Source organism: Streptomyces sp. So13.3, from assembly GCF_005860785.2.
GTDB lineage: Bacteria > Actinomycetota > Actinomycetes > Streptomycetales > Streptomycetaceae > Actinacidiphila > Actinacidiphila fildesensis.
This window is the reverse complement of the sequence record NZ_CP048835.1, coordinates 7136109-7159195: the sequence shown is the minus strand read 5'-3', so window position 1 is coordinate 7159195 and position 23087 is coordinate 7136109. Positions and strand designations below refer to the sequence as shown.

Annotated in this window: 21 protein-coding genes and 3 pseudogenes; 17 read left to right on the top strand and 7 right to left on the bottom strand. The window is 73.5% G+C overall.

Annotated elements, in window-relative coordinates; genetic code table 11:
- Positions 1 to 182 precede the first annotated feature (182 nt).
- From C8250_RS32010 to C8250_RS31985, 6 genes are all read left to right on the top strand, one after another.
- Positions 183 to 1496, top strand: a complete 1314-nt coding sequence (locus tag C8250_RS32010) for a sensor histidine kinase (RefSeq protein WP_244809487.1) — start codon at positions 183 to 185, stop codon at positions 1494 to 1496.
- The gene (locus C8250_RS32005) at positions 1493 to 2128 is read left to right on the top strand and encodes a response regulator transcription factor (protein ID WP_138354302.1); all 636 of its coding nucleotides are present in this window, start codon (positions 1493 to 1495) and stop codon (positions 2126 to 2128) included. Before C8250_RS32010 ends, C8250_RS32005 begins: the two co-directional genes overlap by 4 nt.
- Before the next feature lie 104 nt (positions 2129 to 2232).
- Complete coding sequence (murC, locus tag C8250_RS32000; RefSeq protein ID WP_138354301.1) at positions 2233 to 3660, top strand: UDP-N-acetylmuramate--L-alanine ligase; 1428 nt, start codon at positions 2233 to 2235, stop codon at positions 3658 to 3660.
- Positions 3661 to 3671: 11 nt separating this feature from the next.
- Entirely contained in the window at positions 3672 to 4076 is a 405-nt protein-coding gene (msrB, locus tag C8250_RS31995) for a peptide-methionine (R)-S-oxide reductase MsrB (protein ID WP_138354300.1), read from the top strand.
- A 182-nt stretch (positions 4077 to 4258) separates the two neighbouring features.
- Positions 4259 to 5077: a GNAT family N-acyltransferase gene (locus C8250_RS31990; protein ID WP_138354299.1), complete on the top strand. Its 819-nt coding sequence runs from the start codon at positions 4259 to 4261 to the stop codon at positions 5075 to 5077.
- The gene (locus C8250_RS31985; RefSeq protein WP_138354298.1) at positions 5074 to 6030 is read left to right on the top strand and encodes a lysophospholipid acyltransferase family protein; all 957 of its coding nucleotides are present in this window, start codon (positions 5074 to 5076) and stop codon (positions 6028 to 6030) included. Before C8250_RS31990 ends, C8250_RS31985 begins: the two co-directional genes overlap by 4 nt.
- On the opposite strand, the gene C8250_RS43815 is transcribed toward C8250_RS31985, so the two are convergent.
- From C8250_RS43815 to C8250_RS31975, 3 genes and pseudogenes are all read right to left on the bottom strand, one after another.
- On the bottom strand, positions 6019 to 6684 hold the full coding sequence (locus tag C8250_RS43815) for an ABC transporter (protein ID WP_232485438.1): 666 nt from the start codon (positions 6682 to 6684) through the stop codon (positions 6019 to 6021). The genes C8250_RS31985 and C8250_RS43815 overlap by 12 nt on opposite strands.
- Positions 6685 to 6769: 85 nt before the next feature.
- Positions 6770 to 7576 (bottom strand): annotated as a pseudogene (locus C8250_RS43810) (ATP-binding cassette domain-containing protein); the annotation flags it as partial.
- 1 nt (position 7577) lies between these two features.
- Positions 7578 to 8255: an AIM24 family protein gene (locus tag C8250_RS31975; protein ID WP_138354297.1), complete on the bottom strand. Its 678-nt coding sequence runs from the start codon at positions 8253 to 8255 to the stop codon at positions 7578 to 7580.
- Between C8250_RS31975 and C8250_RS31970 the strand changes: the two genes are divergently transcribed.
- Both C8250_RS31970 and C8250_RS31965 read left to right on the top strand, forming a co-directional pair.
- Positions 8254 to 8646 (top strand): hypothetical protein, encoded by a 393-nt coding sequence (locus C8250_RS31970; protein ID WP_138354296.1) that lies wholly within the window; start codon positions 8254 to 8256, stop codon positions 8644 to 8646. The genes C8250_RS31975 and C8250_RS31970 overlap by 2 nt on opposite strands.
- Positions 8607 to 9071, top strand: a pseudogene (locus C8250_RS31965) (MFS transporter); the annotation flags it as partial. The gene C8250_RS31970 and the pseudogene C8250_RS31965, both read left to right, overlap by 40 nt.
- Positions 9072 to 9184: 113 nt before the next feature.
- Here C8250_RS31965 and C8250_RS31960 read toward each other — a convergent pair.
- Positions 9185 to 9940: a 4'-phosphopantetheinyl transferase superfamily protein gene (locus C8250_RS31960; protein ID WP_244809484.1), complete on the bottom strand. Its 756-nt coding sequence runs from the start codon at positions 9938 to 9940 to the stop codon at positions 9185 to 9187.
- A 115-nt stretch (positions 9941 to 10055) separates the two neighbouring features.
- Between C8250_RS31960 and C8250_RS31955 the strand changes: the two genes are divergently transcribed.
- The 5 genes and pseudogenes from C8250_RS31955 to C8250_RS31935 all read left to right on the top strand — a co-directional run bounded on the left by C8250_RS31955 (position 10056) and on the right by C8250_RS31935 (position 15737).
- Positions 10056 to 10745, top strand: a complete 690-nt coding sequence (locus C8250_RS31955; RefSeq protein ID WP_244809482.1) for a peptidyl-tRNA hydrolase — start codon at positions 10056 to 10058, stop codon at positions 10743 to 10745.
- 137 nt (positions 10746 to 10882) lie between these two features.
- Positions 10883 to 12209 (top strand): annotated as a pseudogene (locus C8250_RS31950) (DUF692 domain-containing protein).
- A gap of 5 nt (positions 12210 to 12214) precedes the next feature.
- Positions 12215 to 13243, top strand: a complete 1029-nt coding sequence (locus C8250_RS31945) for a TIGR04222 domain-containing membrane protein (RefSeq protein WP_138354294.1) — start codon at positions 12215 to 12217, stop codon at positions 13241 to 13243.
- Between the two features lie 73 nt (positions 13244 to 13316).
- Complete coding sequence (locus C8250_RS31940; RefSeq protein ID WP_138354293.1) at positions 13317 to 14057, top strand: TIGR04222 domain-containing membrane protein; 741 nt, start codon at positions 13317 to 13319, stop codon at positions 14055 to 14057.
- A 108-nt stretch (positions 14058 to 14165) separates the two neighbouring features.
- Positions 14166 to 15737 (top strand): alpha/beta hydrolase, encoded by a 1572-nt coding sequence (locus C8250_RS31935; protein WP_138354292.1) that lies wholly within the window; start codon positions 14166 to 14168, stop codon positions 15735 to 15737.
- Positions 15738 to 15745: 8 nt separating this feature from the next.
- On the opposite strand, the gene hemQ is transcribed toward C8250_RS31935, so the two are convergent.
- Both hemQ and hemG read right to left on the bottom strand, forming a co-directional pair.
- A complete protein-coding gene (hemQ, locus tag C8250_RS31930; RefSeq protein ID WP_138354291.1) occupies positions 15746 to 16480 on the bottom strand; it encodes a hydrogen peroxide-dependent heme synthase in 735 nt (244 codons plus the stop codon).
- Positions 16481 to 16484: 4 nt separating this feature from the next.
- Positions 16485 to 17927, bottom strand: coding sequence for a protoporphyrinogen oxidase (gene hemG, locus C8250_RS31925; protein ID WP_138354290.1), 1443 nt, complete (start codon positions 17925 to 17927; stop codon positions 16485 to 16487).
- Between the two features lie 150 nt (positions 17928 to 18077).
- On the opposite strand from hemG, the gene C8250_RS31920 reads away from it, so the two are divergent.
- Positions 18078 to 19046: a DUF4349 domain-containing protein gene (locus tag C8250_RS31920; RefSeq protein WP_187145047.1), complete on the top strand. Its 969-nt coding sequence runs from the start codon at positions 18078 to 18080 to the stop codon at positions 19044 to 19046.
- Between the two features lie 9 nt (positions 19047 to 19055).
- Here the strand turns inward: C8250_RS31920 and hemE are convergent, their stop codons facing one another.
- Positions 19056 to 20108 carry a uroporphyrinogen decarboxylase gene (hemE, locus tag C8250_RS31915; RefSeq protein ID WP_138354348.1) on the bottom strand — a complete coding sequence of 351 codons (1053 nt, stop codon included), beginning with the start codon at positions 20106 to 20108 and terminating at the stop codon, positions 19056 to 19058.
- Positions 20109 to 20189: 81 nt separating this feature from the next.
- Here hemE and C8250_RS31910 point away from each other — a divergent pair, with 81 nt between their 5' ends.
- The 3 genes from C8250_RS31910 to C8250_RS31900 all read left to right on the top strand — a co-directional run bounded on the left by C8250_RS31910 (position 20190) and on the right by C8250_RS31900 (position 23050).
- Positions 20190 to 20816, top strand: coding sequence for a DUF3000 domain-containing protein (locus C8250_RS31910; protein ID WP_138354288.1), 627 nt, complete (start codon positions 20190 to 20192; stop codon positions 20814 to 20816).
- Between the two features lie 219 nt (positions 20817 to 21035).
- Complete coding sequence (locus tag C8250_RS31905; RefSeq protein WP_138354287.1) at positions 21036 to 21701, top strand: response regulator transcription factor; 666 nt, start codon at positions 21036 to 21038, stop codon at positions 21699 to 21701.
- An 86-nt stretch (positions 21702 to 21787) separates the two neighbouring features.
- Positions 21788 to 23050 (top strand): ribonuclease D, encoded by a 1263-nt coding sequence (locus C8250_RS31900; RefSeq protein ID WP_138354286.1) that lies wholly within the window; start codon positions 21788 to 21790, stop codon positions 23048 to 23050.
- Positions 23051 to 23087: the final 37 nt, after the last annotated feature.

The window sequence follows — 23087 nt, the reverse complement described above, 5'->3', positions numbered from 1 at the left end:
CCTCCTGGGTCGGACTGCTCGGTTCCGCCGGGTCGCCCGGCTGCGCCTTCTCCCGGCTCTCCCTCAAGGCTGTCCGGCCGGGCCGCCGCTGCCATCAGGGAGAGGAGCGGTACCGGAATCCATCGAAAGGTTGATGCCAGGCCCCCGCTGAGGGCGTCCGGCTCCCCGTACCCTCGGTAGATGTGAGCAACTCCGGCATATCCCTGTCCCCGGGCCGGCCCACCGGCTCCCGTACGCCCGAGGACACCCCCGCACTGCGCCTGATGCGCGCCGCCCTGCACGGCACGTTCTTCGTGCTGCTCGCCGTGGCGCTCGGCCCCGTGGCGTTCGGTGGTAAGTCGGCCGCACTGCTGGTGCCGGGCCTGCTGCTCGGGCTGGTCTACGGCGCGGGCGTGCTGCGCGAACGCCGGGAGCCCTCGCGGTCCTGGGTGCTGGGCTGGCTCGCCGCCGTCACCGCACTGTGGATCGGACTGCTGCTCGCCGACCGGGACTTCAGCTATGTCGTCTTCCCGCTGTTCTTCCTGTATCTGCACGTGCTGCCGCGGCGCTGGTCGCTGCCGGCCGTCGGCGCCGCGACCGCGCTGATCGTCGTCGCGCAGTCGCACGGGCCGGACGGTCTCACCGCCGCGAAGGTCATCGGACCGTCCGCGGGCGCGGCCGTCGCCGTGCTCACCGCGTTCGGGTACGCGGCCCTGTACCGCGAGAGCAGGCAGCGCCAGCGGCTGATCGACGACCTGACGAGGACGCGGGACGAACTGGCGGCCGCCCAGCGCGAGGCGGGCCGGCTCGCCGAGCGGCAGCGGCTCGCCCGGGAGATCCACGACACGCTGGCCCAGGGGCTGTCCAGCATCGTGCTGCTGGCCCGTGCCGCGGACAGCGCGCTGCTGCCCGGCGGCGCGGGCCCCGGTACGGCGAGCGAACGGATCCAGGAGGCCGGGCGCACGGCGTCGGAGAACCTCGCCGAGGCCCGTCGCTTCGTACAGGACCTCACGCCGCCCGCCCTCCAGGACGCCGCGCTGCCGGAGGCGCTGCGCCGCATCACGGCCGGTTTCGGCTCAGGACCGCAGGCGTCCGCGCAGCCCGCGCCGGAGATCGTCTTCCGGCTGGACGGCGATCCGTACCCGCTGCCCATCGAGGCGGAGGTCGCCCTGCTGCGGCTCACCCAGGAGGCGCTGGCCAACGTCGCCCGGCACGCGCGGGCCCGCAATGCCGCCGTGACGCTGGTCTTCCTCGACGGCCAGGTGACGCTGGACGTGTACGACGACGGGGTCGGGTTCACCCCGCAGGACCCCGGCGCCCCGCCCGCGGCCGGCGAGCGTGTCTCCTTCGGCCTGCACGGCATGCGCGAGCGCATCGCCGGGCTCGGCGGCACCCTGACCGTGGAGTCCGCGCCGGGCGAGGGCACGGCGGTCGCGGCGGCACTGCCGGTGCCCGCGGCCGACGCGGCCGCCCCGGAACCGGACGCTCAGCCGGCGCCGGCCACGGTGCCGAGGTGATCCGGATCCTGATCGTCGACGACCACCCCGTCGTACGGCGCGGTCTGCGCGCCATGGTCGACGACCTGCCGGAGCTGGAGGCGGTCGGCGAGGCCGCCGACGGCGCCGAGGCGCTGCGGCTGCTGGCCGGCGGGACCGTAGCGCGTCCTGACGTGGTCCTCATGGATCTGCAGATGGGCGCCGGCATGCACGGGGTGGAGGCCACCCGGCGGATCACCGCGCTGCCGGACCCGCCCGCCGTCCTCATCCTGACCACGTACAGCACCGACGCCGACATCCTGGCGGCCGTCGAGGCCGGCGCCACCGGCTATCTGCTCAAGGACGCACCTCCGGAGGAGGTCGCCGCCGCCGTGCGCTGCGCCGCCCGGGGCGAGACCGTGCTGGCCCCGCCGGTCGCCGCGCGGCTGCTGGGCAGGGTCCGGTCGGGGCGGCCCACCCTGTCACCGCGCGAGGCCGAGATCCTGCAGCTGCTCGCCGAGGGGCTGGCCAACAAGCAGATCTCCCGCCGGCTCTTCATCAGCGAGGCCACCGTCAAGACCCATCTGGTGCACATCTACGACAAGCTCGACGTCGACAGCCGCACCGGCGCCATCGCGGCGGGCCTGAGCAGCGGCCTGATCCGGGCCTCCTGAGGGACCCGGCTTTGGTGCTGACAACGCTGCGCCGGGCGAGCGAAGGAAGGTGCGAGAATCGGGGCTGCAGGCAAGCCGTTCGAGACGTCCCGGGAGATCCACGTATGAGCCCCACCATTCCCTCCACGATGGACCGACCGCACTTCATCGGCATCGGCGGAGCCGGAATGTCGGGGATCGCCAAGATCCTCGCGCAGCGCGGCGCCAAGGTCGCGGGCAGCGACGCGAAGGACTCCGAGACGGCCGAGGCGCTGCGGTCCCTCGGGGTCGCGGTGCGCATCGGCCATGACGCCCGGCATCTGGCTCCGGACGCCTCCTGCGTGGTCGTCTCCAGCGCCATCCGCGCGGAGAACCCGGAACTGGCGGCCGCCGCCGAGCGCGGTATCCCGGTCGTGCACCGGTCCGACGCGCTCGCCGCGCTGATGGACGGCACCCGCCCGATCGCGGTGGCCGGCACCCACGGCAAGACCACCACCACCTCGATGCTCGCGGTCAGCCTCACCGCGCTCGGCCTCGACCCCTCGTACGCCATCGGCGGCGACCTGGACGCGCCCGGCTCCAACGCCCACCACGGCGGCGGCGAGATCTTCGTGGCGGAGGCGGACGAGAGCGACCGCAGCTTCCACAAGTACGCGCCCGAGGTCGCGATCATCCTCAACGTGGAGCTGGACCACCACGCCAACTACGCGTCGATGGACGAGATCTACGACTCCTTCGAGACGTTCGTCGGCCGGATCCGGCCCGGCGGCACGCTCGTCATCTCCGCCGACCAGCCGGGCGCCGTCGAGCTGACCTCGCGGGTCCGCGACATCGGCGGGCTGAACATCGTCACCGTCGGGGAGTCCGAGGGCGCCGACCTGCGGATCACCAAGATCAACCAGCGGGGTCTGACGAGCGAGGTCACCGTCCTGCTCGACGGGCGGATGCTCACCTTCACCGTCTCCGTGCCCGGCCGGCACTACGCGCACAACGCGGTGGCCGCGCTCGCCGCCGGTATCGCGCTCGGCACGCCCGCGCGCAATCTCGCCTCGGCGCTCGCCAAGTACACCGGCGTCCGGCGCCGGCTGCAGCTCAAGGGCGAGGCGGCCGGCGTCCAGGTGATCGACTCCTACGCCCACCACCCGACCGAGATGACCGCCGACCTGGAGGCCATCAAGGGCGCGGTTGGGGGCTCCTCCCGGCCGGAGGTTGGGGGAGGGTCGCGGGTGCTGGTGGTCTTCCAGCCGCACCTGTTCAGCCGCACCCGCGAGCTGGGCGTCGAGATGGGCCAGGCGCTGGCGCTGGCCGACGCCTCCGTGGTGCTGGACATCTACCCGGCCCGCGAGGACCCGATCCCCGGCGTCACCAGCGCCCTGATCATCGACGCTGCCACCGCCGCGGGCGCCGATGTGACGGCCGAGCACGACAAGGACGCGATCCCGGACGTGATCGCCGGAATGGCCAAGCCCGGCGACCTTGTTCTCACTATGGGCGCGGGCGACGTGACCGACCTCGGTCCGCTCATCCTGTCCCGCCTGGAGAGCCAGAACTGAGGAGCAACGGCATGCCGTACGAAGTCGAGAAGTCCGACGAGCAGTGGCGCGAGGAGCTGTCCTCCCAGGAGTACGCGGTCCTGCGCGAGGCCGGCACCGAACGGCCCTTCGTCGGCGAGTACACCGACACCAGGACCACCGGTGTCTACTCCTGCCGTGCCTGCGACGCCGAGCTGTTCCGCTCGGACACGAAGTTCGAGTCGCACTGCGGCTGGCCGTCCTTCTACGACCCGGCCGACTCCGCCGCCGTCGAGCTGATCGAGGACCGCAGCATGGGCGCGGTCCGCACCGAGGTCCGCTGCGCGAAGTGCGGATCCCACCTCGGCCATGTCTTCGAGGGCGAGGGCTACGCCACACCCACCGATCAGCGCTACTGCATCAACTCGATCTCGCTGCGGCTGGCCCCGCAGGAGTGATCCCGACCTCCCGGGAGTGACCCACCGGGAGTGATCCCGCGGGCACGGGCCGTGCATCCAGGGGGTGCGCGGCCCGGCTGCCGCCGTGCTTCGAGCCGTGGCAGGCAGGCATTCAGGCACCTCACATCACGACGCCTCGCAATGGTCACGTCAAGTCCAGCCGGCGCGGCGATGAAGTACCCATGACGACCCTGGAATCCTTCGCCACCGCCGTCCCCGACTCCCCCGCCACCCCTCCCCCCGCCTCTCCCACCACCGCCGTGAGCCCGCGCTACTCCGTGTCGCTGGCCCGGGACGCGGCGGACGTACGGGCCGCGCAGCGCCTGCGCCACCAGGTCTTCGCCGGTGAGATGGGAGCACTGCTCGACTCCCCCGAGCCCGGCTGGGACATCGACTCCTTCGACGCCCACTGCGACCACCTGATCGTCCGCGAGGAGACCACCGGCGCGGTCGTCGGCACCTACCGGCTGCTGCCGCCGGAGCGCGCCGCCGCGGCCGGGCGGCTGTACGGGGAGAGCGAGTTCGACCTCTCCCGGCACGCTGCGATCCGCGGTGACCTGGTCGAGGTCGGCCGGTCCTGCGTCCACCCCGACCACCGGGACGGAGCGGTGATCAGCCTGATGTGGGCGGGTATCGCCCGCTATCTGGTACGCACCGGCCACAACTGGCTGGCCGGCTGCTGCTCGGTGCCGCTCGCCGACGGCGGGACCTCCGCCGCCGGGGTGTGGGACACCGTGCGGGCCCGCCACCTGTCGCCCGAGGAGTACCGGGTGCGCCCGCTGCGCGCCTGGGACCCGACGGGTATCGAGCGTCCGCGTCCCGGTGGCCGCAACGCCCTCCCGCCGCTGCTGCGCGGCTATCTGCGGCTGGGTGCCTGGGTCTGCGGGGAGCCCGCGCACGACCCGGACTTCGGCGTGGCCGACCTGTACATCCTGCTGTCGCTGCGCCGGACCGACCCGCGCTATCTGCGGCACTTCCTCTCGCTCGCCCCCGCGCAATGAGACTCCTCACGCGCCCGGCGCCCGGCCCGGCGGCGCTGCCCGCCGCGACGCCTCCCCCCGCGGTGCCGCCGACCGGTGTCCCGCACTGGCTGCCGAGTGCGCCCTGCACCCCCGGGCACTGTCTGGCCGGGACCTTCGCAACCGTGGGCCGGCCACGCCAGGCGGCGCGCTGCGCGGCGGGGATCGCGCTGGTGGCCGTCGGGCTCGCCCTGGCGCCGCTGGTGCGCTGCTGCCGTCCGGCACTGCGGGGCCGGCTCACCCGGGCCTGGGCCCGGACGGTGCCCGCCGCCTTCGGGGTGCGGGTGCGGATCCGGGTGTCCGGTGCGGCGGGGGGCGTCCCCGCGGGCGGTGTGCTGGTGGTGGCCAACCACATCTCCTGGCTGGACATCCCGCTGGTCGCCGCCGTGCGCCCGGCCCGGATGCTCGCCAAGAGCGAGGTCGCGTCCTGGCCCTTCCTGGGGGCTCTGGTGTCCCGCGGCGGCACCCTGTTCATCGAACGCGACCGGCTGCGGGCGCTGCCCGGCACCGTCGCCCGGATCGCCTCGGTGCTGCGCGCGGGCACCCCGGTCGTCGTGTTCCCGGAGGGCAGCACCTGGTGCGGCCGGCGGCAGGGCCGTTTCCGTCCCGCCGTGTTCCAGGCCGCGCTGGACGCGAGGGTCGCGGTGCAGCCCGTACTGATCCGGTACCGGCTCGGCGCGGGTCCGGCCACGGCGGCCGCGTTCGTCGGCGAGGACACCCTGGTGGCCTCGCTGCTCCGGGTGACCGCCGCCCGCGGCCTCGTCGCCGAGGTCAGCGTGCTGCCCCCGATCCCGCCCGGTGCCCACCACGACCGCCGTTCGCTGGCACGGGCGGCCCAGCGGGCGGTGACCGGGCCGGAGTTCGGCCCGCCGGACCGGCACGGCCCGCCCCCCGGGCCCGGCCGGCGGCTGGAGGCCGGATCGTCAGCGGCGTGAACCGAGCGCACAGGCGACCGCGGTCGCCGCGGCCGCCGCGACTGCCGCCAGGCACAGGGGCACCAGCGGCAGCCCGACCGTGCCGGTCTGCGAGCCGCTGACCAGTCCCGACACGGCGGCGTTGGCGGGCGAGCCGCCGATGACCAGCACCAGCAGGGCACTCAGTCCGGAGACCGGGATCGCCCAGCCGGCGCGGCGCAGCACCGGCGGGTTGGTGAGCGCGCCGACCGCGAGGCCGAGCAGCGCGGAGACGAGCACGGCCAGCAGCCCGGCCGTGACCGCCGGTCCGAGCGGGACCACGTGCCGGCGATCGGCGGTGTGCGCGTCGCTGATCACCGCGACCACCGCCACCCCGGCGGCGCCGAGGGCACCGGCCGCGAGCAGCGCCGTCAGCACGCTCGACAGATGCACGCGGCCCGGTCCGGCCGCCGCGGCGGCACAGGCCCGCGCGGCGGGCGGCTCGTTGGTGACGCACACCCGCACCAGCCAGGCGGCGACGGGGAGCATTCCGGCGGCGGCGAAGGCCAGCGAGTCGAGCAGCGGCTGCCCCGACGAGATCCCGATGGCCATGATCACCCCGTAGAGCAGCACCGGCGGCAGCCAGCGCTGGGAGCGGATCAGCAGCGCGGCCTGGTAGCGGACAAGGGCGGTCATCCGGTGTCTCCCCGGGTGTCGGCGGGCCCCGGCCGGAGCCGGGACCGGTCTCCGGGCCCGCGGCCCCCGGTCCCGGCTCCGGCCGGACGGCCCGGATGTGCCAGGGCGGGTCGGCTGTGAGCAGCGCGCGCAGGACCGCGTCGGACTCATGGGCCGGGACAGTGATCCGGATCCGGCCCGGTGCGGCGGGCCCGTAGCCGGGAGTGCCCGGAAGGGCGGGCGGTTCACCGGGGCCTGACGCTTCGACGACCACCCGTGGGACGTCCGCTTCCGCGCCGGCCGCCGCTACGGCGGTGAGCCGGCCGTCCGCGAACCGGTGGACGCCGGACGGCTCGCCCGCGAGCCGCCACGCGTCGTGGTCGACGAAGACGACGGCACCGCCCGCCGCGACCCGTTCGCGCACCGCGTCGTCGAGGACCGTGCGGGCCGCCTCGTCCAGGCCCGTCCACGCCTCGTCCAGGACCAGCAACCGCGGCTCGGCGAGCAGCGCCTGGACGACGGCGATCTTCTGGGCGGTGCCCTTGGACAGCTCGTCCATCGGGGTGCGGGCGTGGCCGGCGGCCCCGAACCGCTCCAGCCACTCCCCCGCGCGCCGGCCTGCCGTGGTGCGGCGCAGCCCGTGGATCGCGCCGAGGTGGACGAGGTAGCCATGGGCGTCGAACGGCAGCGCGGGCGGGAAGCGTTCGGGCACGTACGCGGTCGCGGGGCGGCCGGTGATCCGCCCCGTGGACGGCCGGTCGACGCCGGCGACGATGCGCAGCAGCGTCGACTTCCCACTGCCGTTGGCGCCCTGGACGCGCAGCAGCGAACCCGGTGGCACGTCGAGGTCCACGTCCCGCAGCACCCAGGGCCCGCCGAGGCCGTAGCGCCGGCCGACGCGCTCCAGCCTCATGTCAGTGGGCGGCCGGCTGGACGGGTTTGGCCTCGCTCGGCCGGACGATGACGAACCCGTCGCCCTGCAGCATGAGCTGCAGCGCTTCGCCTGAACCGCCGCGCAGCATCGAGCCGAAGCTCTGCGAGCGGTGCACGGAGGTCTCCAGGTGGGCGCTCCAACCGACGACCGCGTCGGTGTCGACGTAGACCGGCGACTGCGGGCTGACGGGGATGATGATGGGGTTGCCCTCGCAGATCACACCCAGCCGGCCGTGGCCGGTGAAGACGCTGTTGAAGAGGCCGCCGCCGACCATGCCCGCGCCCTTCACCACCTTGATCTCGTAGTCGAGCGTGGTGTCGAAGCAGAGCACGTTGCGCCCGTTGATCGTGATGGCGTCGCCCTGATCGAGGCTGATGATGAAGCAGTTGGCCGCCTCGTGCGCGAACCACGCCTCGCCCGTGCCGCGTACGGACATCAGGGGCAGTCCCTCGCCGGTGAAGGCGCGCTTGAGGAACTTGCCGACGCCCTGGCCCTTCACCTCGAACTGGAGGTTGCCGCGGAAGGCGATCATCGCACCCTGGCGGGCGTAACACTCGCCGTTCACCGCGTACTTGACGGACTTGGCGTTCTCCAGGGTCATACCGGGCTCGGTGGCCGGCTTGGCCATGTTCTCGGCCGCGAAAAGGTCACTGTTCATGATCGCCATCCTCGCCCGCCGACCCCCTCCCCGCCAAGGCCCTGGGGCCCATGGCCTGCACGGGCACCCGCTGCAGAGGGTCGGTGCGCACCTGGTGCGGCTGCTGCCGCCCGGCACGCCAGCCGAACAGGCGCGCGGCGGCGCGGTCGTCGACACCGAGGGCACGTACACGGCGTATCTGAACGGCATCGGGGCGCGTGCCGTCCTGGTCCGCCCGGACTTCTACGTCTTCGGCGGCACCGCGGACACGGAGGGCACGCCCGCTCTCGTGGACGCCCTGCGCGACGCCCTTCCCGAGGCGGCGCTCACCGGCAGCGCAGCGGGGCCGCGCGGGTGCTCGGTTTCGACTCCATGCAGACCGGACTCGCCTTCCTGCCCGCACCGCTGGTGATCGGCACGATGTCGCTGTTCTTCTCCGTGAAGCTCACCATCCGCTACGGCACCCGCCGGGTCCTGCTGACCGGACTCGCGGCCCTCGCCATCGGCCTGGTCCTGCTCAGCCGCGCACCGGTCGACGGCAACTACTGGCAGCACGTGATGCCGACGCTCGTCATCCAGGGCTTCGGTATGGGTCTCGCGGTCCCGGCCGTGATCATGCGGGCGATGTCCGGCGCCGCTCCCGAGGACGCCGGTCTCGCCTCCGGCCTCAACAGCACCGCCCAGCAGTCCGGTGCCGCCGTCGGCCTCGCCGTCCTGGCGACCGTGGCCACCTCGCGCAGCAACTCCCTGCTCGACAAGGGCGCGGAGAACATCTCGGCACTGCGGGACGGCTACAGCCTGGCCTTCCTGTTCTCCGCCGGGTTCGTGGCGCTGGGCTTCCTGGCGACGTACTTCATCCTCAAGGACGCCCCGAAGACGGAGCCGGCTCCCGAGGTGGAGACGGCCCAGGACCAGCAGGACGCCGGTCCCGTCCAGAACGGAGCGCCGGTTCAGTGCGCGGTGGCTGCGGAGGGCGTGATGTCCGCCGCGCCCGGGTCGGCCACGGCGACCGCGGCGGCGCGGTTCTCCCCCACGGCCACGTCGGCGATGGACCAGCCCGCCGGGCCGGCCGCGGGCGTCTCGCCGGTCCCCACGTAGTCCGCCGAGGGGTCGCGGCCGAGACCGATGCCCAGCCCCTTGAGGTACGCCTCCTTCCGCACCCACGCCCGCGCGAAGGCGGCGGGCCGCTCCGGCGGCTCCAGGGCGCCGAGTTCGGCGATCTCCACCCGGTGCATCACGGAGGCGATGTCCGCCACCGCGTCATCGGACGGGACGGTCTCCACATCCACCCCCACCGGGGTCGCGGCGAACGCCAGGAGGGCGAAGCTGCCGCTGTGCGACAGCGAGAAGTGCACACCGCCGCCCGCCACGGCGGGACGGCCGTGCGGCCCGCCGCACCCCGGGCAGTCCTCCCGGACCAGCCGTACGTTTCCGGGGGCGCTGCCGAGCTGGGCGCCGAGCAGCAGCCGCAGTCCGACGTGCGCGGCGCGGTAGCAGTCCCGGTCGGCGTCGGCGCGGAACGCCGCGGCGCTGCGCAGTTCCTGCGGGTCGAGGACGTCGGACGCCAGCCGCGCCGCGAAGTCGGCGTGCCGGGCCGCGTTCACCAGCCACAGCCGCGGCGGGTCGCCGGGGGCGGGAAGCGCCATCCGCTCGACCCGTGCCACCGGGTCGAGCTCGCTGGGAACGCGTATCGCGGCCGTATCCACCCGGTCATCGTAGATCGTCGGCGGTTCCCGGCTGGGCGGACCCGATGGCGGGCGCGGCGGCGAGCCCCGGCGGACCGAACGCGTCCGGCGCCCTGCTCGGTGGCAGACTGTGGCCGTGACCAGCATCGACCGCGACGCGGCGCCCCAGTTCGTCCTCCCGCTCGTCGTCCGCATCGAGAAGGACGACCCGCCGGCGCGCACCGACGCCCTGGAGACCGCGGCGCGCGCCGTGCTCACCCTGCTGTCCGACGAACGGGCCGCGGGCGACGGCGAATGGGCCGAGGCGGTACGCGACTGGCAGGACGCCCGGATCCGCAAGGTCGTCCGCCGGGCGCGCGGCTCGGAGTGGCGCCGGGCCGGATATCTGCCGGGCATCACCGTGACCGGGCTGGAGGCCGAGGTACGGGTCTATCCGCCGGTCCCGCTGGACGGCTGGCCCAAGGTGCTGGCGAAGCTCCAGGTCTCGGGCACCGAACTGGACGATCCGGAACCCCCGCCCGTGGCGGAGGCCGGGCTGCCGGTGCTCTGGATGAACCCGGAGCTCGACATGTCCGCGGGCAAGGCCATGGCCCAGGCGGGCCACGGCGCGCAGCTCGCCTGGTGGGAACTGACGGACGCCGAACGCACCGCGTGGCGCGACGCCGGTTTCCCGCTCGCGGTCCGCACTCCGGCGCCCGCCCAATGGCCGGCGCTCACCGGCTCCGGCCTGCCCGTGGTGCGCGACGCCGGTTTCACCGAGATCGTCCCCGGCTCCTGCACCGTCGTCTCCGACTACCTCCCGCTGCGCCGCACCACCAGCGCGTGACACCGGGCGGGCGACGGGCCCGCACCGGCACGGGAACCTCAAATCAAGCTCTGAACCGGCCACCCACAGGGTTCGCCCGGTCCCGGCGGGGCCATCACCCCGGCACGGCGTGTGCGGGAAACGCGGAGGGGGACGGCATGAAGGACTTGGGTACAGGTATCGGCTGGCGGCCGGAGATCGCGGACGCGATCGCGGAGCTGCCCGGTGTCGACTGGGTGGAGGTCGTCTCGGAGAACCTCTGCGCCGATCACCTCCCGGAACCGCTGCGGCGGCTGCGCGAAAGCGGCACGACGGTGATCCCGCACGGGGTCTCGCTGGGCCTGGGCGGCGCGGAGCGCCCCGACCCCGGCCGGCTGGCGGCGCTCGCCACGCGGATCGGGCTGCTGGGGGCGCCGCTCGTCAGCGAGCACATCGCGTTCGTGCGGGCCGGCGGGCCGCTGACCGGTTCGCCGCGGCTGGAGGCCGGGCACCTGCTGCCCGTACCCCGCACCCGCGACGCGCTCGACGTGCTCTGCGCGAACGTCCGCATCGCGCAGGACGCGCTGCCCGTGCCGCTCGCGCTGGAGAACATCGCGCCGCTGCTCGGCTGGCCCGACGAGGAGTTCAGCGAGGGCGAGTTCCTGTACGAGCTGGTGGAGCGCACCGGCGTACGGCTGCTCATCGACGTCGCCAATCTGCACACCAACCATGTGAACCGGGGCGAGGACCCGGTCGCGGTGCTCGACGAACTGCCGCTGGAGGCCATCGCCTACGTCCATGTGGCGGGCGGGACCGAGAAGGACGGCGTCTGGCACGACACGCACGCCCATCCGGTGACCCGGCCGGTGCTGAACGTGCTCGCGGCGCTGCGCGAGCGGATCCGGCCGCCGGGCGTCCTGCTGGAGCGGGACGACAACTTCCCGTCCGCGGCCGAACTCGCCGCGGAACTCGCGGCGATCCGCGGTGTCCCGTCGGCGGAGCGGCCCCAGGAGGCGCACTGTGTCTGACGCCGACAGCGCCGCCGCACGGCAGCGGCTCGCGCTCGCGCAGACGGCGCTGCTCTCCGCGCTGGTGGCGGGCACCCCCGTCCCGGAGGGTTTCGACCGCGGCCGGATCGGCGTCCAGTCGCGGGCCCTCGCGGCCAAGCGCGCCGATGTGACCGCCAAGGTGGCCCCGGAACTGCCGGAAATCCTCGGCGACCGCTACCGTCCCGCCTTCCTGCGGTACGCGGCCACGCACCCGCTGCAGGGCGGCTACCGCCTCGACGCGCTGTGCTTCGCGGAGCATGTGCTGGACGATGACGCGGAAGCGCTCGACGACGCCACCCGCCGTCTGCTGGACGGCTGGTGGCGGGAGCGCTCGGGTCCCGCGCCGCTGTCCGCGGCCGCCCGCCCCGGCCGCCTCGTGCGGACCGGACGGTTCGGCCGGTTCGGCCGGTTCGGCCGGATCATGGACGCCGCGCGCACCGCGCTGCCGGGAAGGTGACCTCGATGAACGTCATGACCGGCCTCATGCTCACCGTGTACCTGCTGATCGCCGCCACCTCGGCGTACCTCGTCGGGGAGAAGATCCGCGCCCGCCGCTTCACCCGGCCGTACCACGGCGACATCCCCCGGGATCCGCTGGAGACCGCCTTCCTGGCCGGCGGTCCGGGCCGGGTCGCCGACACCGTGATCGCGGCGATGCACGCGGACGGCCGGATCGCCGTGGACGCTTCAGGACAGCTGACCGTGCTCCGGCCGGTCGCATCGAATCCGGTCGAGACCGCCCTGCTGGAGGCCTGCGGCGCCGAGTGGGGCGGCGGCCTGCGCCAGGTCCGTACAGCGGTGCTGACCGGATCTCCGGTGCAGTCGATCGGCGACCGGCTCGCCCGCCGCGGCCTGTTCTTCCAGCCCGAGGTGCACCGCAGATGGCGGCGGGTGTCGACGCTGCACAAGACCGTCTGGTGCCTGCTGCTGTTCCTGTCGCTGGCGGAGGTGATGCCGCACCTCGTCGTCGGTTCAGGGCTGCCGCTGTTCGTCCGGGTGCTGCCGGGGCTCGCCGTCGGGCTCTTCGTCCTCCTGACGTGCTCGGCGCCGCGCGGCCGGCTCACACCGGCCGGCAAGCGGGTGCTGCACGGGCTGCGGCTCAGCAACCGTCCGCTGCTGGCCTCCCGCACCGCCTCCACCGGCTCGGACGCCACCATGCTGTTCGCGCTGGCCGGTGCCGCCTCGATCCAGGACACCGTCCTGCGCGACCAGTTGGCGCAGTCCTCGCAGCCGTCGTCCGACGCGTCCGACCCGGGCTCGTGGGGCGATGCCGCGGGCGGCTGGGCCGGCGGCGGCACCAGCTGCGGTGGTTCCGCTTCGAGTTGCGGAGGGTCGTCGTCGAGCTGCGGTGGCGGGGGCGGATCCGCGTCGAGCTGCGGCGGCGGCTCGGGATCCGGTTGCGGTTCGAGTTCGGGGTCGAGCTGCGGTTCGAGTTCCGGTTCCAGCTGCGGATCCAGCTCGGGATCCAGTTGCGGCAGCAGCAGTTCGTAACGGGCCGGCCGCCGCACGGGTCGATCCGCGAAATTCCCGGCGGAGTGTCACTACCGTCGAGTAGAAATCCCTTATGTGGATGCTGTTCCTTCTCGTCGCGTGCGTCGCGGCGGTCGTCTCCTGCGCGCGTCTGTGCCGGGCCGCGATCGCCGCGGGCGCTCTGCCCGCAGCCGGGCCCGGCGGCCGGCCCCAGGTCGCCGGACTCGGGCTGTACGAGACGGCGTTCCTGTCCGGCGGACCGCGCCGGGTCACCGATCTGACGCTGGTCTCGATGGCGGGCGAGCAGCGGCTGCTGCTCGCGCACACCGGGTGGGCGACAGTGGTCGACGCCGAGGGCCGTGACGATCTCGAACGGTCGCTGATCGCCTCCATCGGGCCGGACGGCCAGTCCCCGGTCGCCGCGATACGGGTGGCGCACGCCGCGGCCGGCGCCATCCGCGCCCTCGGGGAACGGCTCGTGGGCGACGGCCTCGCGGTGCCGGCGGCGGCCCGGGAGAGCGTCACCGCCGGGATCCGGCAGGTGCGCGGCGCCATACTCCTGAACCTGCTGATGGCCGGCGCCGCCCTGGTCCTGTCGGCGGGCGGGCAGCCCGACGGTGGCCAGGCGCAGGCCTGGTTCGCGCTGCCGCTGCTGCTGACCACCGGGTGCTGGATCATCGCCCGCGTGGAGGTCCATCCGTACACCCGCTGGGCCTCCCCTGCCGGGCAGGACGCGCTGCGCGCCGTTCCGGACGGCCCCGGCCCGCTCAGCGCGCTGGCGGTGCGCGGCCCGGCCGCGCTGCTGGACCCGGCGCAGCGGGCCGCGCTCGGCTGACCACCCCGGCCGGGGTGGTCGGGGACGACACCCGCCGCTTGTCCTTTACTTCATCCACCACCGCCCCAAGGATCCCTTTTGTCATGACCTGACACGAGAGGATCATCGGTGCGATCAATTGCCCTGTACGGCGTCGCAGGAACCCTGGCGCTGAGCACCCTGGCCATCGCTCCCCCCGGATCGGCGGCGCCGGGACCGCCGCACGGCGACCGGGTGGCCGAGGCGCGCGGCGCGGCCGTCGCCGCCGAGCGCGCCGCTCTGGCCGGGGTGACGTTCGGCAGGTGCGCCGGCGCGACCCGGCTGCCCGCCTCGGTCCGGTGCGGCACCGTGTCAGTACCGCTGGACTACGCCCGGCCGGACGGCGAGCGGATCAACCTGGTCATCAGCCGGGTCGCCGCCACCGGGCCGGCCGGCGAGCGGCAGGGTGCCCTGGTCTACAACCCCGGCGGACCCGGCGGCTCGGGGCTGTACTTCCCGCTGTTCAGCGTCCTGAAGGTCAAGGAGTACGCCAAGGCCGCCCGCGCCTACGACTTCGTGGGCTTCGACCCGCGCGGGGTCGGCCGGTCCGCGCCCATCTCCTGCGAAGCCCCGGCGGACTACGTCAAGGCCCCCACCCGCGACCCACGGCCGACGAGCGAGCGCGACAAGCAGGCCCGGATCGAAGACGCGAAGGCGTACGCCGAAGGCTGCGAGCGGCGCTCCGGGCATCTGCTGCCGTACCTCACCTCGCTCAACAGCGCCCGCGACCTCGATGTCATCCGCGCCGCGCTCGGCGAACGCAAGCTCAACTTCTACGGCGCGTCCTACGGCACGTACCTCGGCGCGGTGTACGCGACGCTCTTCCCCCGGCATGTGCGCCGCATGGTCTTCGACAGCGTCGTCGATCCCGACCCGCGCCAGATCTGGTACCAGGCCAACCTGGAGCAGGACGCCGCCTTCGAGATCCGCTGGGCCGACTGGCGCGACTGGGTGGCCAAGTACGACTCCGCGTACCACCTGGGCACCGACCGGACGCAGGTGCAGGAGGCCTACGACGCGGTGCGCGCCGAGCTGGCCGTGCGGCCGGCGGGCGGCGTGGTCGGCCCCGGCCAGCTGCAGGCCGCCTACCTGGGCGCCGGGTACTACGACGACACCTGGCCGGAGCTGGCCGCAGCCCTGTCCGCGTATGTCCACGGCGACCCGAAGCCGCTGATCACCGAGGCCTCCCCCAACCCCGCCAGGGCCGTCGAGAACGAGAACGGCAACGCGGTCTACACGGCCGTCGAGTGCGCCGACTCGCCCTGGCCGCGCGACTGGTTCACCTGGGACCGCGACAACACCGCGCTGGCCCGCACCGCCCCCTTCGAGACCTGGGACAACGCCTGGATGAACCTGCCGTGCGCCTTCTGGAAGGGACCGCACCGGCAGCCCCTGGAGGTGCGCACGTTCGGCCATGAACTGCCGCCGGTGCTCCTCGTCTCCGCCGAGCGCGACGCCGCGACCCCGCACGCGGGCGCCGTGGAACTCCAGCGCCGGCTGCCCCGTTCCGTGCTCCTCACCGAGCGCCGCTCCGGCTCGCACGGCGTGGCGTACGGCTCCAACACTTGCGTCAACAACCGCGTCGACGCGTATCTCCTGCGCGGTGAAACGGGAACGGACCGCACGCCGACGTGCGGTCCGCATCCCGAGCCCAAGCCGTAGCGCCAGCCTTACGCCAGGCCGGCCACCAGCTCGCCGATCTCCTTGCGCCGCCCGGTGTAGAACGGCACCTCCTCGCGTACGTGCATCCGTGCCTCGGATGCGCGGAGGTGCCGCATCAGGTCGACGATGCGGTGCAGTTCGTCCGCCTCGAAGGCGAGGATCCACTCGTAGTCGCCGAGCGTGAAGGCCGGGACGGTGTTGGCCCGCACGTCCGGGAAGCCGCGCGCCATCTTGCCGTGGTCGGCGAGCATCCGGCGGCGGTCCTCGTCGGGCAGCAGGTACCAGTCGTAGGAGCGCACGAACGGGTAGACGCTGACGTACTTGCGCACGGTCTCGTCGGCGATGAACGCCGGGACGTGCGACTTGTTGAACTCCGCGGGGCGGTGCAGCGCCATGTTCGACCAGACCGGGACCATCGCGCGGCCGAGCCGGGTGCGGCGGAAGAGGTTGTAGGCCTCCTGCAGCGCCTCCGCGGTCTCCGCGTGCCACCAGATCATGAGGTCGGCGTCCGCCCGGAGCCCCGACACGTCGTAGGTGCCGCGTACCGTGACGTCCTTCGCGGCGAGCTGCGCGAACAGCTCCTCCACCTCGTCGGCGTATCCGGAGCGGTCCTCGGGCAGCACGTCGCGCAGCCGGAAGACGGACCAGAGGGTGTAGCGGATGATCTCGTTGAGATCCTTCGCCTTCTTGCCGGCGTTCGGAGTCCTGTCCGGGGCGTCGGGAGCAGCAGTCGAGTCAGTCATGCCGTCATTCTCCCGTGTCCCGCGCGCCGCCTGTCGCCAGGGTCGTGGCCAGGGAGGTCAGTACCTCGTCGGCCGCCTTGCGGGCGCTGGCGACACAGGCCGGAATCCCGACCCCGTCGTACACCGCGCCGCAGACCGCGAGCCCCGGCAGCTTCCCGACCTGCTCGCGGATCCTGGCGACGCGCTCGACATGACCGACCGGGTACTGCGGCAGTCCGCCGTCCCAGCGGGTGACACGGGCCGCGACGGGCGCCGCGGACAGCCCGATGGCCTCGCCCAGGTCGCGCCGCGACAGGCGGACGAGATCGGTGTCGTCCCAGGCCAGGTCCGCCTCGTCGCCGTGCCGGCCGACGGAGGTGCGCAGCAGGAAGGTGTCGGGTCCGGCCTCGTTGATCCATCCCCACTTGTGGGAGGAGAAGGTGGACGCCTTGATCGTCTTTCCGTCGACCGGCGGCACCAGGAAGCCGGTGCCCTTCGGCATCCGCAGCACGTCGCGCCGCCGGAACGCCATGGTGACCAGCGCCATGCTGGCGTACTCCACCGCCGACAGCTCCGCGGCGGCGACGGGTGACTCGGCCGCCAGCAGCCGGGCGGCGGCCGGGGCGGGCGCGGCGATCAGGACGGCGTCCGCGTCGAGCACCCGGTCGCCGACGGTGACCTGCCAGCCGCCCGCGGTGCGCCGCAGCTCCCTGGCCGGCGCGCCGGTCTCGATGGTGACGCCGGCGGCCCGGCACGCCTCGGCGACGGCGACCGGCAGCTGACCGACGCCCCCGCGGATGCCCATGAAGACCGGTCCGTCCGGGGCGGCCTTGGCGGCGCGCCGCTGGACACCGCGCACGGCCTCGATGAGGGAGCGTCCCGACCGGGCCGCCTCGAAGAGCTGCGGCATGGCCGCGCGCAGCGAGATCTCGTAGGCGTTGCCCGCGTACACCCCGCCGAGCAGCGGCTCCACCAGCCGGTCGACGACCTCGTGGCCGAGCCGCGCGGCGACGTACTCACCCACGGCGACGTCCTCGCCGATCTTCGTCCGGGGCAGTACGTGGTCCAGCGGCAGCCTGGCCAGGCCCGCGGGTGACAGCAGGCCGGAGGCCGCGAGAGGGCCCAGATCGCCGGGGACTCCCATGACGTGCCCCTGGGGCAGCGCCCGCAGCCGGCCCCGGGTCCACACGGCGGCACCCGACACCGCGGGCGGCTCCAGCCGGTCGCCGAGCCCCACCTCGCGGGCCAGCGCGACCGCTTCCGGCCGGCGCGCGAGCATCGACTCGGCGCCCAGGTCCACGGGCACGCCGGCGATCTCGTCCGCGTACAGCTTTCCGCCGAGCCGGGCCGATCCCTCCAGCACCGTCACCCGCGCGCCGCCTCCGGCCAGGAAGTGGGCGGCGGCGAGTCCGGAGACGCCGCCGCCGACGACGATCACATGCCCTGTTCCGCGGTGTGTGTCGGTCATGCCTCCACTGTCCCAGATTCCCGAACGAGCTCTAAACGTGACCGCTTCGGAACCGGGGATCCGAAACCCCGGCCGCCCTCTCCACGTCGTATCGCCAACACCGGTTCCATCACCGGTTTCCTGCCGGTGAACGATCTCTGGGGGAGTTCGATGCGCCAGCCGACCACCATCCGCCGCAGACCTTTCGCGGCCCTCGCCGCCGCCGCGCTGACAGCCACGCTCACCGTCTCGGGGTGCGGTGCCGCAGGCTCGTCGGCGAAGGACGACAGCGCGGACAAGGCCGCCTCGGCCCCGCACCAGGCGGACGCGAAGGGTGCGGTGGACGCGCCGTCCGCGGCTCCGGGCACCGCGAAGGGCGCCACCACCAAGACCCCCGTGCCGTCCCAGAACTACGTGGTGCGCACCGCGACGCTCAGCGTCGAGGCGAAGGACAGCGTCGCCGCCGCCCTCGCGTCGGCACGGACCACGGTCACCGGCGCGGGCGGCTACGTGGGCGACGAGAACACCAGCCGCGACAGCCAGGGCCTGGAGCACTCCACCATCACCCTGCGGGTGCCGCCGGACTCCTACGACAAGGTGCTGAACGATCTCGCCGGCCTCGGCAGGCTGATCGAACGCAAGGTCAGCACCGAGGACGTCACCAGCCAGGTGGTGGATGTGGAGAGCCGCATCCGCTCGCAGCAGGCGAGCCTCGCGCGGGTGCGGGAGCTGATGAGCCGGACCACGCAGCTCAGCGACGTGGTCACTCTTGAGGGTGAACTCAGCACCAGGGAAGCCAATTTGGAAGCGTTGCAGGCCCAGCAGGCGTCGTTGAAGGAGCGGACGAACCTGGCGACCGTCACGCTGGTGCTGTCCGAGCCGGAACACCCCGCCTCCGCGCCGCCGCCGAAGAAGGACGACGGTTTCTGGGAGTCGGTCGGGAACGCGCTGGGCACCGGCTGGCACGCCTTCTACGTGACGCTGCGCGGGATCCTGATCGTGCTCTCGGTGGCGCTGCCGTTCGCCGCTCTGGGCCTCGCCGGCTGGTTCGTCTTCGTCGTCGTCCGCCGCAGGCTCGCCCCGCCGGCCGTGGTGCCGGACGGGGAGAACGTGACGGCGGAGGCCGTGACCGAGGAGTAGAGAGCCCCGTCAGACCTCGGTGGTGCGGTGCACGAAGTCCACGAGGCGGGTGAGCGCGTCGGGGTCGGTGCTGGGCAGGACGCCATGGCCGAGGTTGAAGATGTGGCCGGGCAGATCGGTCGCCGAGTAGAGCACCTCGCGGGTCTTCGTCTCGACGGCGGACGTCGGGGCGAAGAGCACCGCCGGGTCGAGGTTCCCCTGGAGCGCCTTGTGGGGGCCGACCCGGCGGGCCGCCTCGTTGAGCGGAACGCGCCAGTCGACCCCGACGACGTCCGCGCCGGCCTCGCCCATCAGCCCGAGCAGTTCGCCGGTGCCGACACCGAAGTGGATCCGCGGTACGCCGTAGCCGGCGACGGCCTCGAAGACCTTCACCGAGGACGGCATGACATAGCGCCGGTAGTCCTCGGGCGAGAGCGCGCCGACCCAGGAGTCGAAGAGCTGGACGGCGCTGGCGCCGGCCTCGATCTGCACCTTGAGGAAGGCGGCGGTGATGTCGGCGAGCCGGTCCAGCAGATCGGCCCACAGTTCGGGGTCGCCGTACATGAGCGCCTTGGTGCGCTCGTGGTTGCGGGACGGGCCGCCCTCGACGAGGTAGCTGGCGAGGGTGAAGGGCGCGCCCGCGAAGCCGATGAGCGGGGTCTCGCCCAGCTCTCCGGTGAGCATCCCGATGGCCTCGGTCACGTACTTCACGTCGTCCGGCTCGAGCGCGCGCAGCCGGCCGAGGTCGGCGCGGGTACGGATCGGCTGCTCGACGACCGGACCGACGCCGGGCTTGATGTCGAGATCGAGGCCGATGGCCTTGAGGGGGACGACGATGTCGCTGAAGTAGATGGCCGCGTCGACCTTGTGGCGGCGCACCGGCTGGAGCGTGATCTCGGTGACCATGTCGGGCCGCATGCAGGACTCCAGCATGGCGGTGCCCTCACGGAGCTTGAGGTACTCGGGCAGCGATCGGCCGGCCTGCCGCATGAACCACACCGGGGTGTGCGGCACGGACTGACGCCGACAGGCGCGGATGAACGGGGAAGCAGCGGTCTGCTGGTGCGCACTCACGCGTTGAATCTTCGCACGCGCCGGGATGCGACCCACGCGCCCGGGTGTTGCTCCACCCGTGGAGGCCGTGGGCGGCCTAGTCTTCCGGGCATGGCAGCGGTTCACGGGCACCTTGCGGACGGGGACGGCGCACCACTCCCCTTCCAGCGCGCGGTAGACGCGTTGAGTTCCGCGCGGGTACAGCCCGAAGTGGAGATCGATACGACAGCTCCGCCCAAGCGTCTCGCGTCGTACGCGTACGCGCTGGAGGCCGCGGTCGTGGTGGACGGCGAGGAGCTGGCCGACGGCCGGCTCATCCTGCTCCACGAACCGGACGGCCATGAGGCCTGGAACGGTACGTTCCGGCTGGTCACGCTGGTGCGCGCCGATCTGGAGCCGGAGATGGCGGTGGACCCGCTGCTGCCCGAGGTGAGCTGGTCGTGGCTGACCGGCGCCCTGGAGGCGCGCGGCGCGGAGTACACCGAACCGAGCGGCACGGTCTCGCGCAGTTCCTCGCACTACTTCGGCGGGATCGCGGAGCGGCCCGACGCGACGGCGATCGAGATCCGGGCGTCCTGGACACCGACCGAGGGCCCGGACGGGATCCCCGCCGTCGTGGACCACCTGGCGGCCTGGTGCGATCTGCTCTGCGCGTGCGCGGGGCTGCCGCCCACCGAGGGCCATGAGTCGCAGGACCTGCCCGGCGGCGTCGTGCCGATGCCCAAGCGGCGCGGCTGACTGCCCGTCCGGTATCCACGTACTTCCGCCCGTTTTCCCGGTATTCCGGCGCGGTTCCGCCGCGCACCCACCCGCCGCTCAACATGATCTTGTTCGAGTGAGCGTCCGATTTGCCGGAATTGTTACTCAACAAATCGTGATCATTCCCTAAAGGCCGGGGCAATTGCTGCCGAAGGAGACTGTGACCCTCTCAGTCCCCCCTTCGCCACAGGAGGCCCGGTGTCAGTTCTTCTCGAGCAGCCCACGAGCCTGGTCGCCTACCGTCCGAACAAGCCGACGGCCATGGTCGTCGTCGCCGACCCCCGCGTCCGATCCACCGTCACCCGGCACCTGTGGGCGCTCGGTGTGCGCGATGTGATCGAAGCCTCGTCGATCGCCGAGGCCCGGCCCCGGGTCAGCAGCCCCCGCGACATCTGCGTAGCCGATGTCCACCTCCCCGACGGTTCCGGCCTGACCCTTCTCGCCGAGACCCGCGCGGCCGGCTGGCCGAACGGCCTCGCGCTCTCCGCCGCCGATGACATCGGCGCCGTCCGCAACGCACTCGCGGGCGGCGTCAAGGGATACGTCGTCACCGGTACCCGCAACAACCTCGGCGGCATGCCGGGCCGTCCCGGCGCCGCGCCGGTCGGTTCGGCGGGCGCCCGTATGCAGCGCCGCCCGCCCGGCACGCCCGGCCACCCCGGTGGCTACCGCGAGCTCTCCGGCCGCGAGGTCGAGGTGCTGCGACTGGTCGCCGAAGGCCAGTCGAACAAGGCGATCGGCGTCTCGATGGGCCTGTCCGCGCTCACCGTGAAGAGCCACCTGGCCCGTATCGCCCGCAAGCTCGGCACCGGCGACCGGGCCGGAATGGTCGCTGTCGCCCTGCGTACGGGCATCATCCACTAGCCCTCCCACACCCCCGCATGACCACTGCGCCCGTCGACGGAACGTTCCGTCGACGGGCGTTCGCGATACACGGATACCCTTAGGGGGTGACCGACGCCCGAGAGACCGCAACAGAGGCTGCCCCGGCGCCGGTCCCGCTGCTGGACCCGCGCGAGGGAATCCCGCCGGTGACCGCCAGCCCGGAGGCCCTCGCAGACATCGTCGCGGCATTCGCCGCGGGCTCCGGTCCGGTCGCCGTGGATGCCGAGCGCGCGTCCGGATACCGCTACGGACAGCGGGCCTATCTGGTCCAGCTGCGCCGTACGGGAGCCGGGACCGCGCTGATCGACCCGGTCGGCTGCCCCGACCTGTCCACCTTGGGCGCTGCCCTCACCGACACCGAATGGGTGCTGCACGCCGCCACCCAGGACCTTCCGTGTCTCGACGAGATCGGTATGCGGCCCAAGAGCCTGTTCGACACCGAGCTGGCCGGCCGGCTCGCGGGCTTCCCCCGGGTCGGACTCGGCGCCATGGTCGAGAACGTCCTGGGGTTCGCCCTGGAGAAGGGCCACTCGGCCGTCGACTGGTCGACCCGCCCGCTCCCCGAGCCCTGGCTGCGGTACGCCGCGCTCGATGTCGAGCTGCTGGTCGACCTGCGGGACGCGCTCGAGGAGGAACTGCGCGAACAGGGCAAGCTGGACTGGGCGCTGCAGGAGTTCTCCGCCATCGCCACCGCTCCGCCGCCCTCGCCCCGGGTCGACCCGTGGCGGCGTACGTCGGGCATGCACAAGGTCCGCCGCCGCCGGCAGATCGGCGTGGTGCGCGAGCTGTGGCAGGCCCGCGACCAGGCCGCCCAGGAGCGGGACATCTCGCCGGGCCGCATCCTCACCGACGCCGCGATCGTCACGGCCGCCCTGGAGGGCCCGCCGAACGTGACGGTGCTCGCGACACTGCCCGGTTTCGGGCACCGGATGGGCCGCCGCCAGCTCGACCAGTGGCAGGCCGCGATCGACCGGGCCCGCGCCCTGCCGGAGCGGGAGCTGCCGCAGCCGGGACCGGCCTACGTCGGTCCCCCGCCGCCGCGCGCCTGGGCGGACAAGGACCCGGTGGCGGCTGCCCGGCTGTCCGCCGCGCGGGCCGCGGTGGGCAAGCTCGCCGAGGAGCTGAACCTGCCGCAGGAGAACCTGATCACCCCGGACACCGTGCGCCGGCTGTGCTGGGACCCGCCGGCCGAGGCCACCACCGAGGAGGTCGCGGCGGTACTGACCGGCTACGGAGCGCGCGCCTGGCAGGTCGGGCTGACCGCGCCGATCCTCACGGCGGCCCTCGCCGCCCAGCCCCCGGCGGCTCCGGAGGCCCCTGCGCCGTAGGGCCCGTCCGGGTCGGCACCCCCGCGGAACCCGGCCG

Coding starts and splice junctions, on each gene's coding strand:
- murC (WP_138354301.1), top strand. CDS start 2,233: ATGAGCCCCACCATTCCCTCCACGATGGACCGACCGCACTTCATCGGC.
- C8250_RS31990 (WP_138354299.1), top strand. CDS start 4,259: ATGACGACCCTGGAATCCTTCGCCACCGCCGTCCCCGACTCCCCCGCC.
- C8250_RS31940 (WP_138354293.1), top strand. CDS start 13,317: ATGTGGATGCTGTTCCTTCTCGTCGCGTGCGTCGCGGCGGTCGTCTCC.
- C8250_RS31920 (WP_187145047.1), top strand. CDS start 18,078: ATGCGCCAGCCGACCACCATCCGCCGCAGACCTTTCGCGGCCCTCGCC.
- C8250_RS31970 (WP_138354296.1), top strand. CDS start 8,254: ATGATCGCCATCCTCGCCCGCCGACCCCCTCCCCGCCAAGGCCCTGGG.
- C8250_RS31975 (WP_138354297.1), bottom strand. CDS start 8,255: ATGAACAGTGACCTTTTCGCGGCCGAGAACATGGCCAAGCCGGCCACC.
- C8250_RS31945 (WP_138354294.1), top strand. CDS start 12,215: ATGAACGTCATGACCGGCCTCATGCTCACCGTGTACCTGCTGATCGCC.
- C8250_RS43815 (WP_232485438.1), bottom strand. CDS start 6,684: ATGACCGCCCTTGTCCGCTACCAGGCCGCGCTGCTGATCCGCTCCCAG.
- msrB (WP_138354300.1), top strand. CDS start 3,672: ATGCCGTACGAAGTCGAGAAGTCCGACGAGCAGTGGCGCGAGGAGCTG.
- hemG (WP_138354290.1), bottom strand. CDS start 17,927: ATGACCGACACACACCGCGGAACAGGGCATGTGATCGTCGTCGGCGGC.
- C8250_RS31910 (WP_138354288.1), top strand. CDS start 20,190: ATGGCAGCGGTTCACGGGCACCTTGCGGACGGGGACGGCGCACCACTC.
- C8250_RS31985 (WP_138354298.1), top strand. CDS start 5,074: ATGAGACTCCTCACGCGCCCGGCGCCCGGCCCGGCGGCGCTGCCCGCC.
- hemQ (WP_138354291.1), bottom strand. CDS start 16,480: ATGACTGACTCGACTGCTGCTCCCGACGCCCCGGACAGGACTCCGAAC.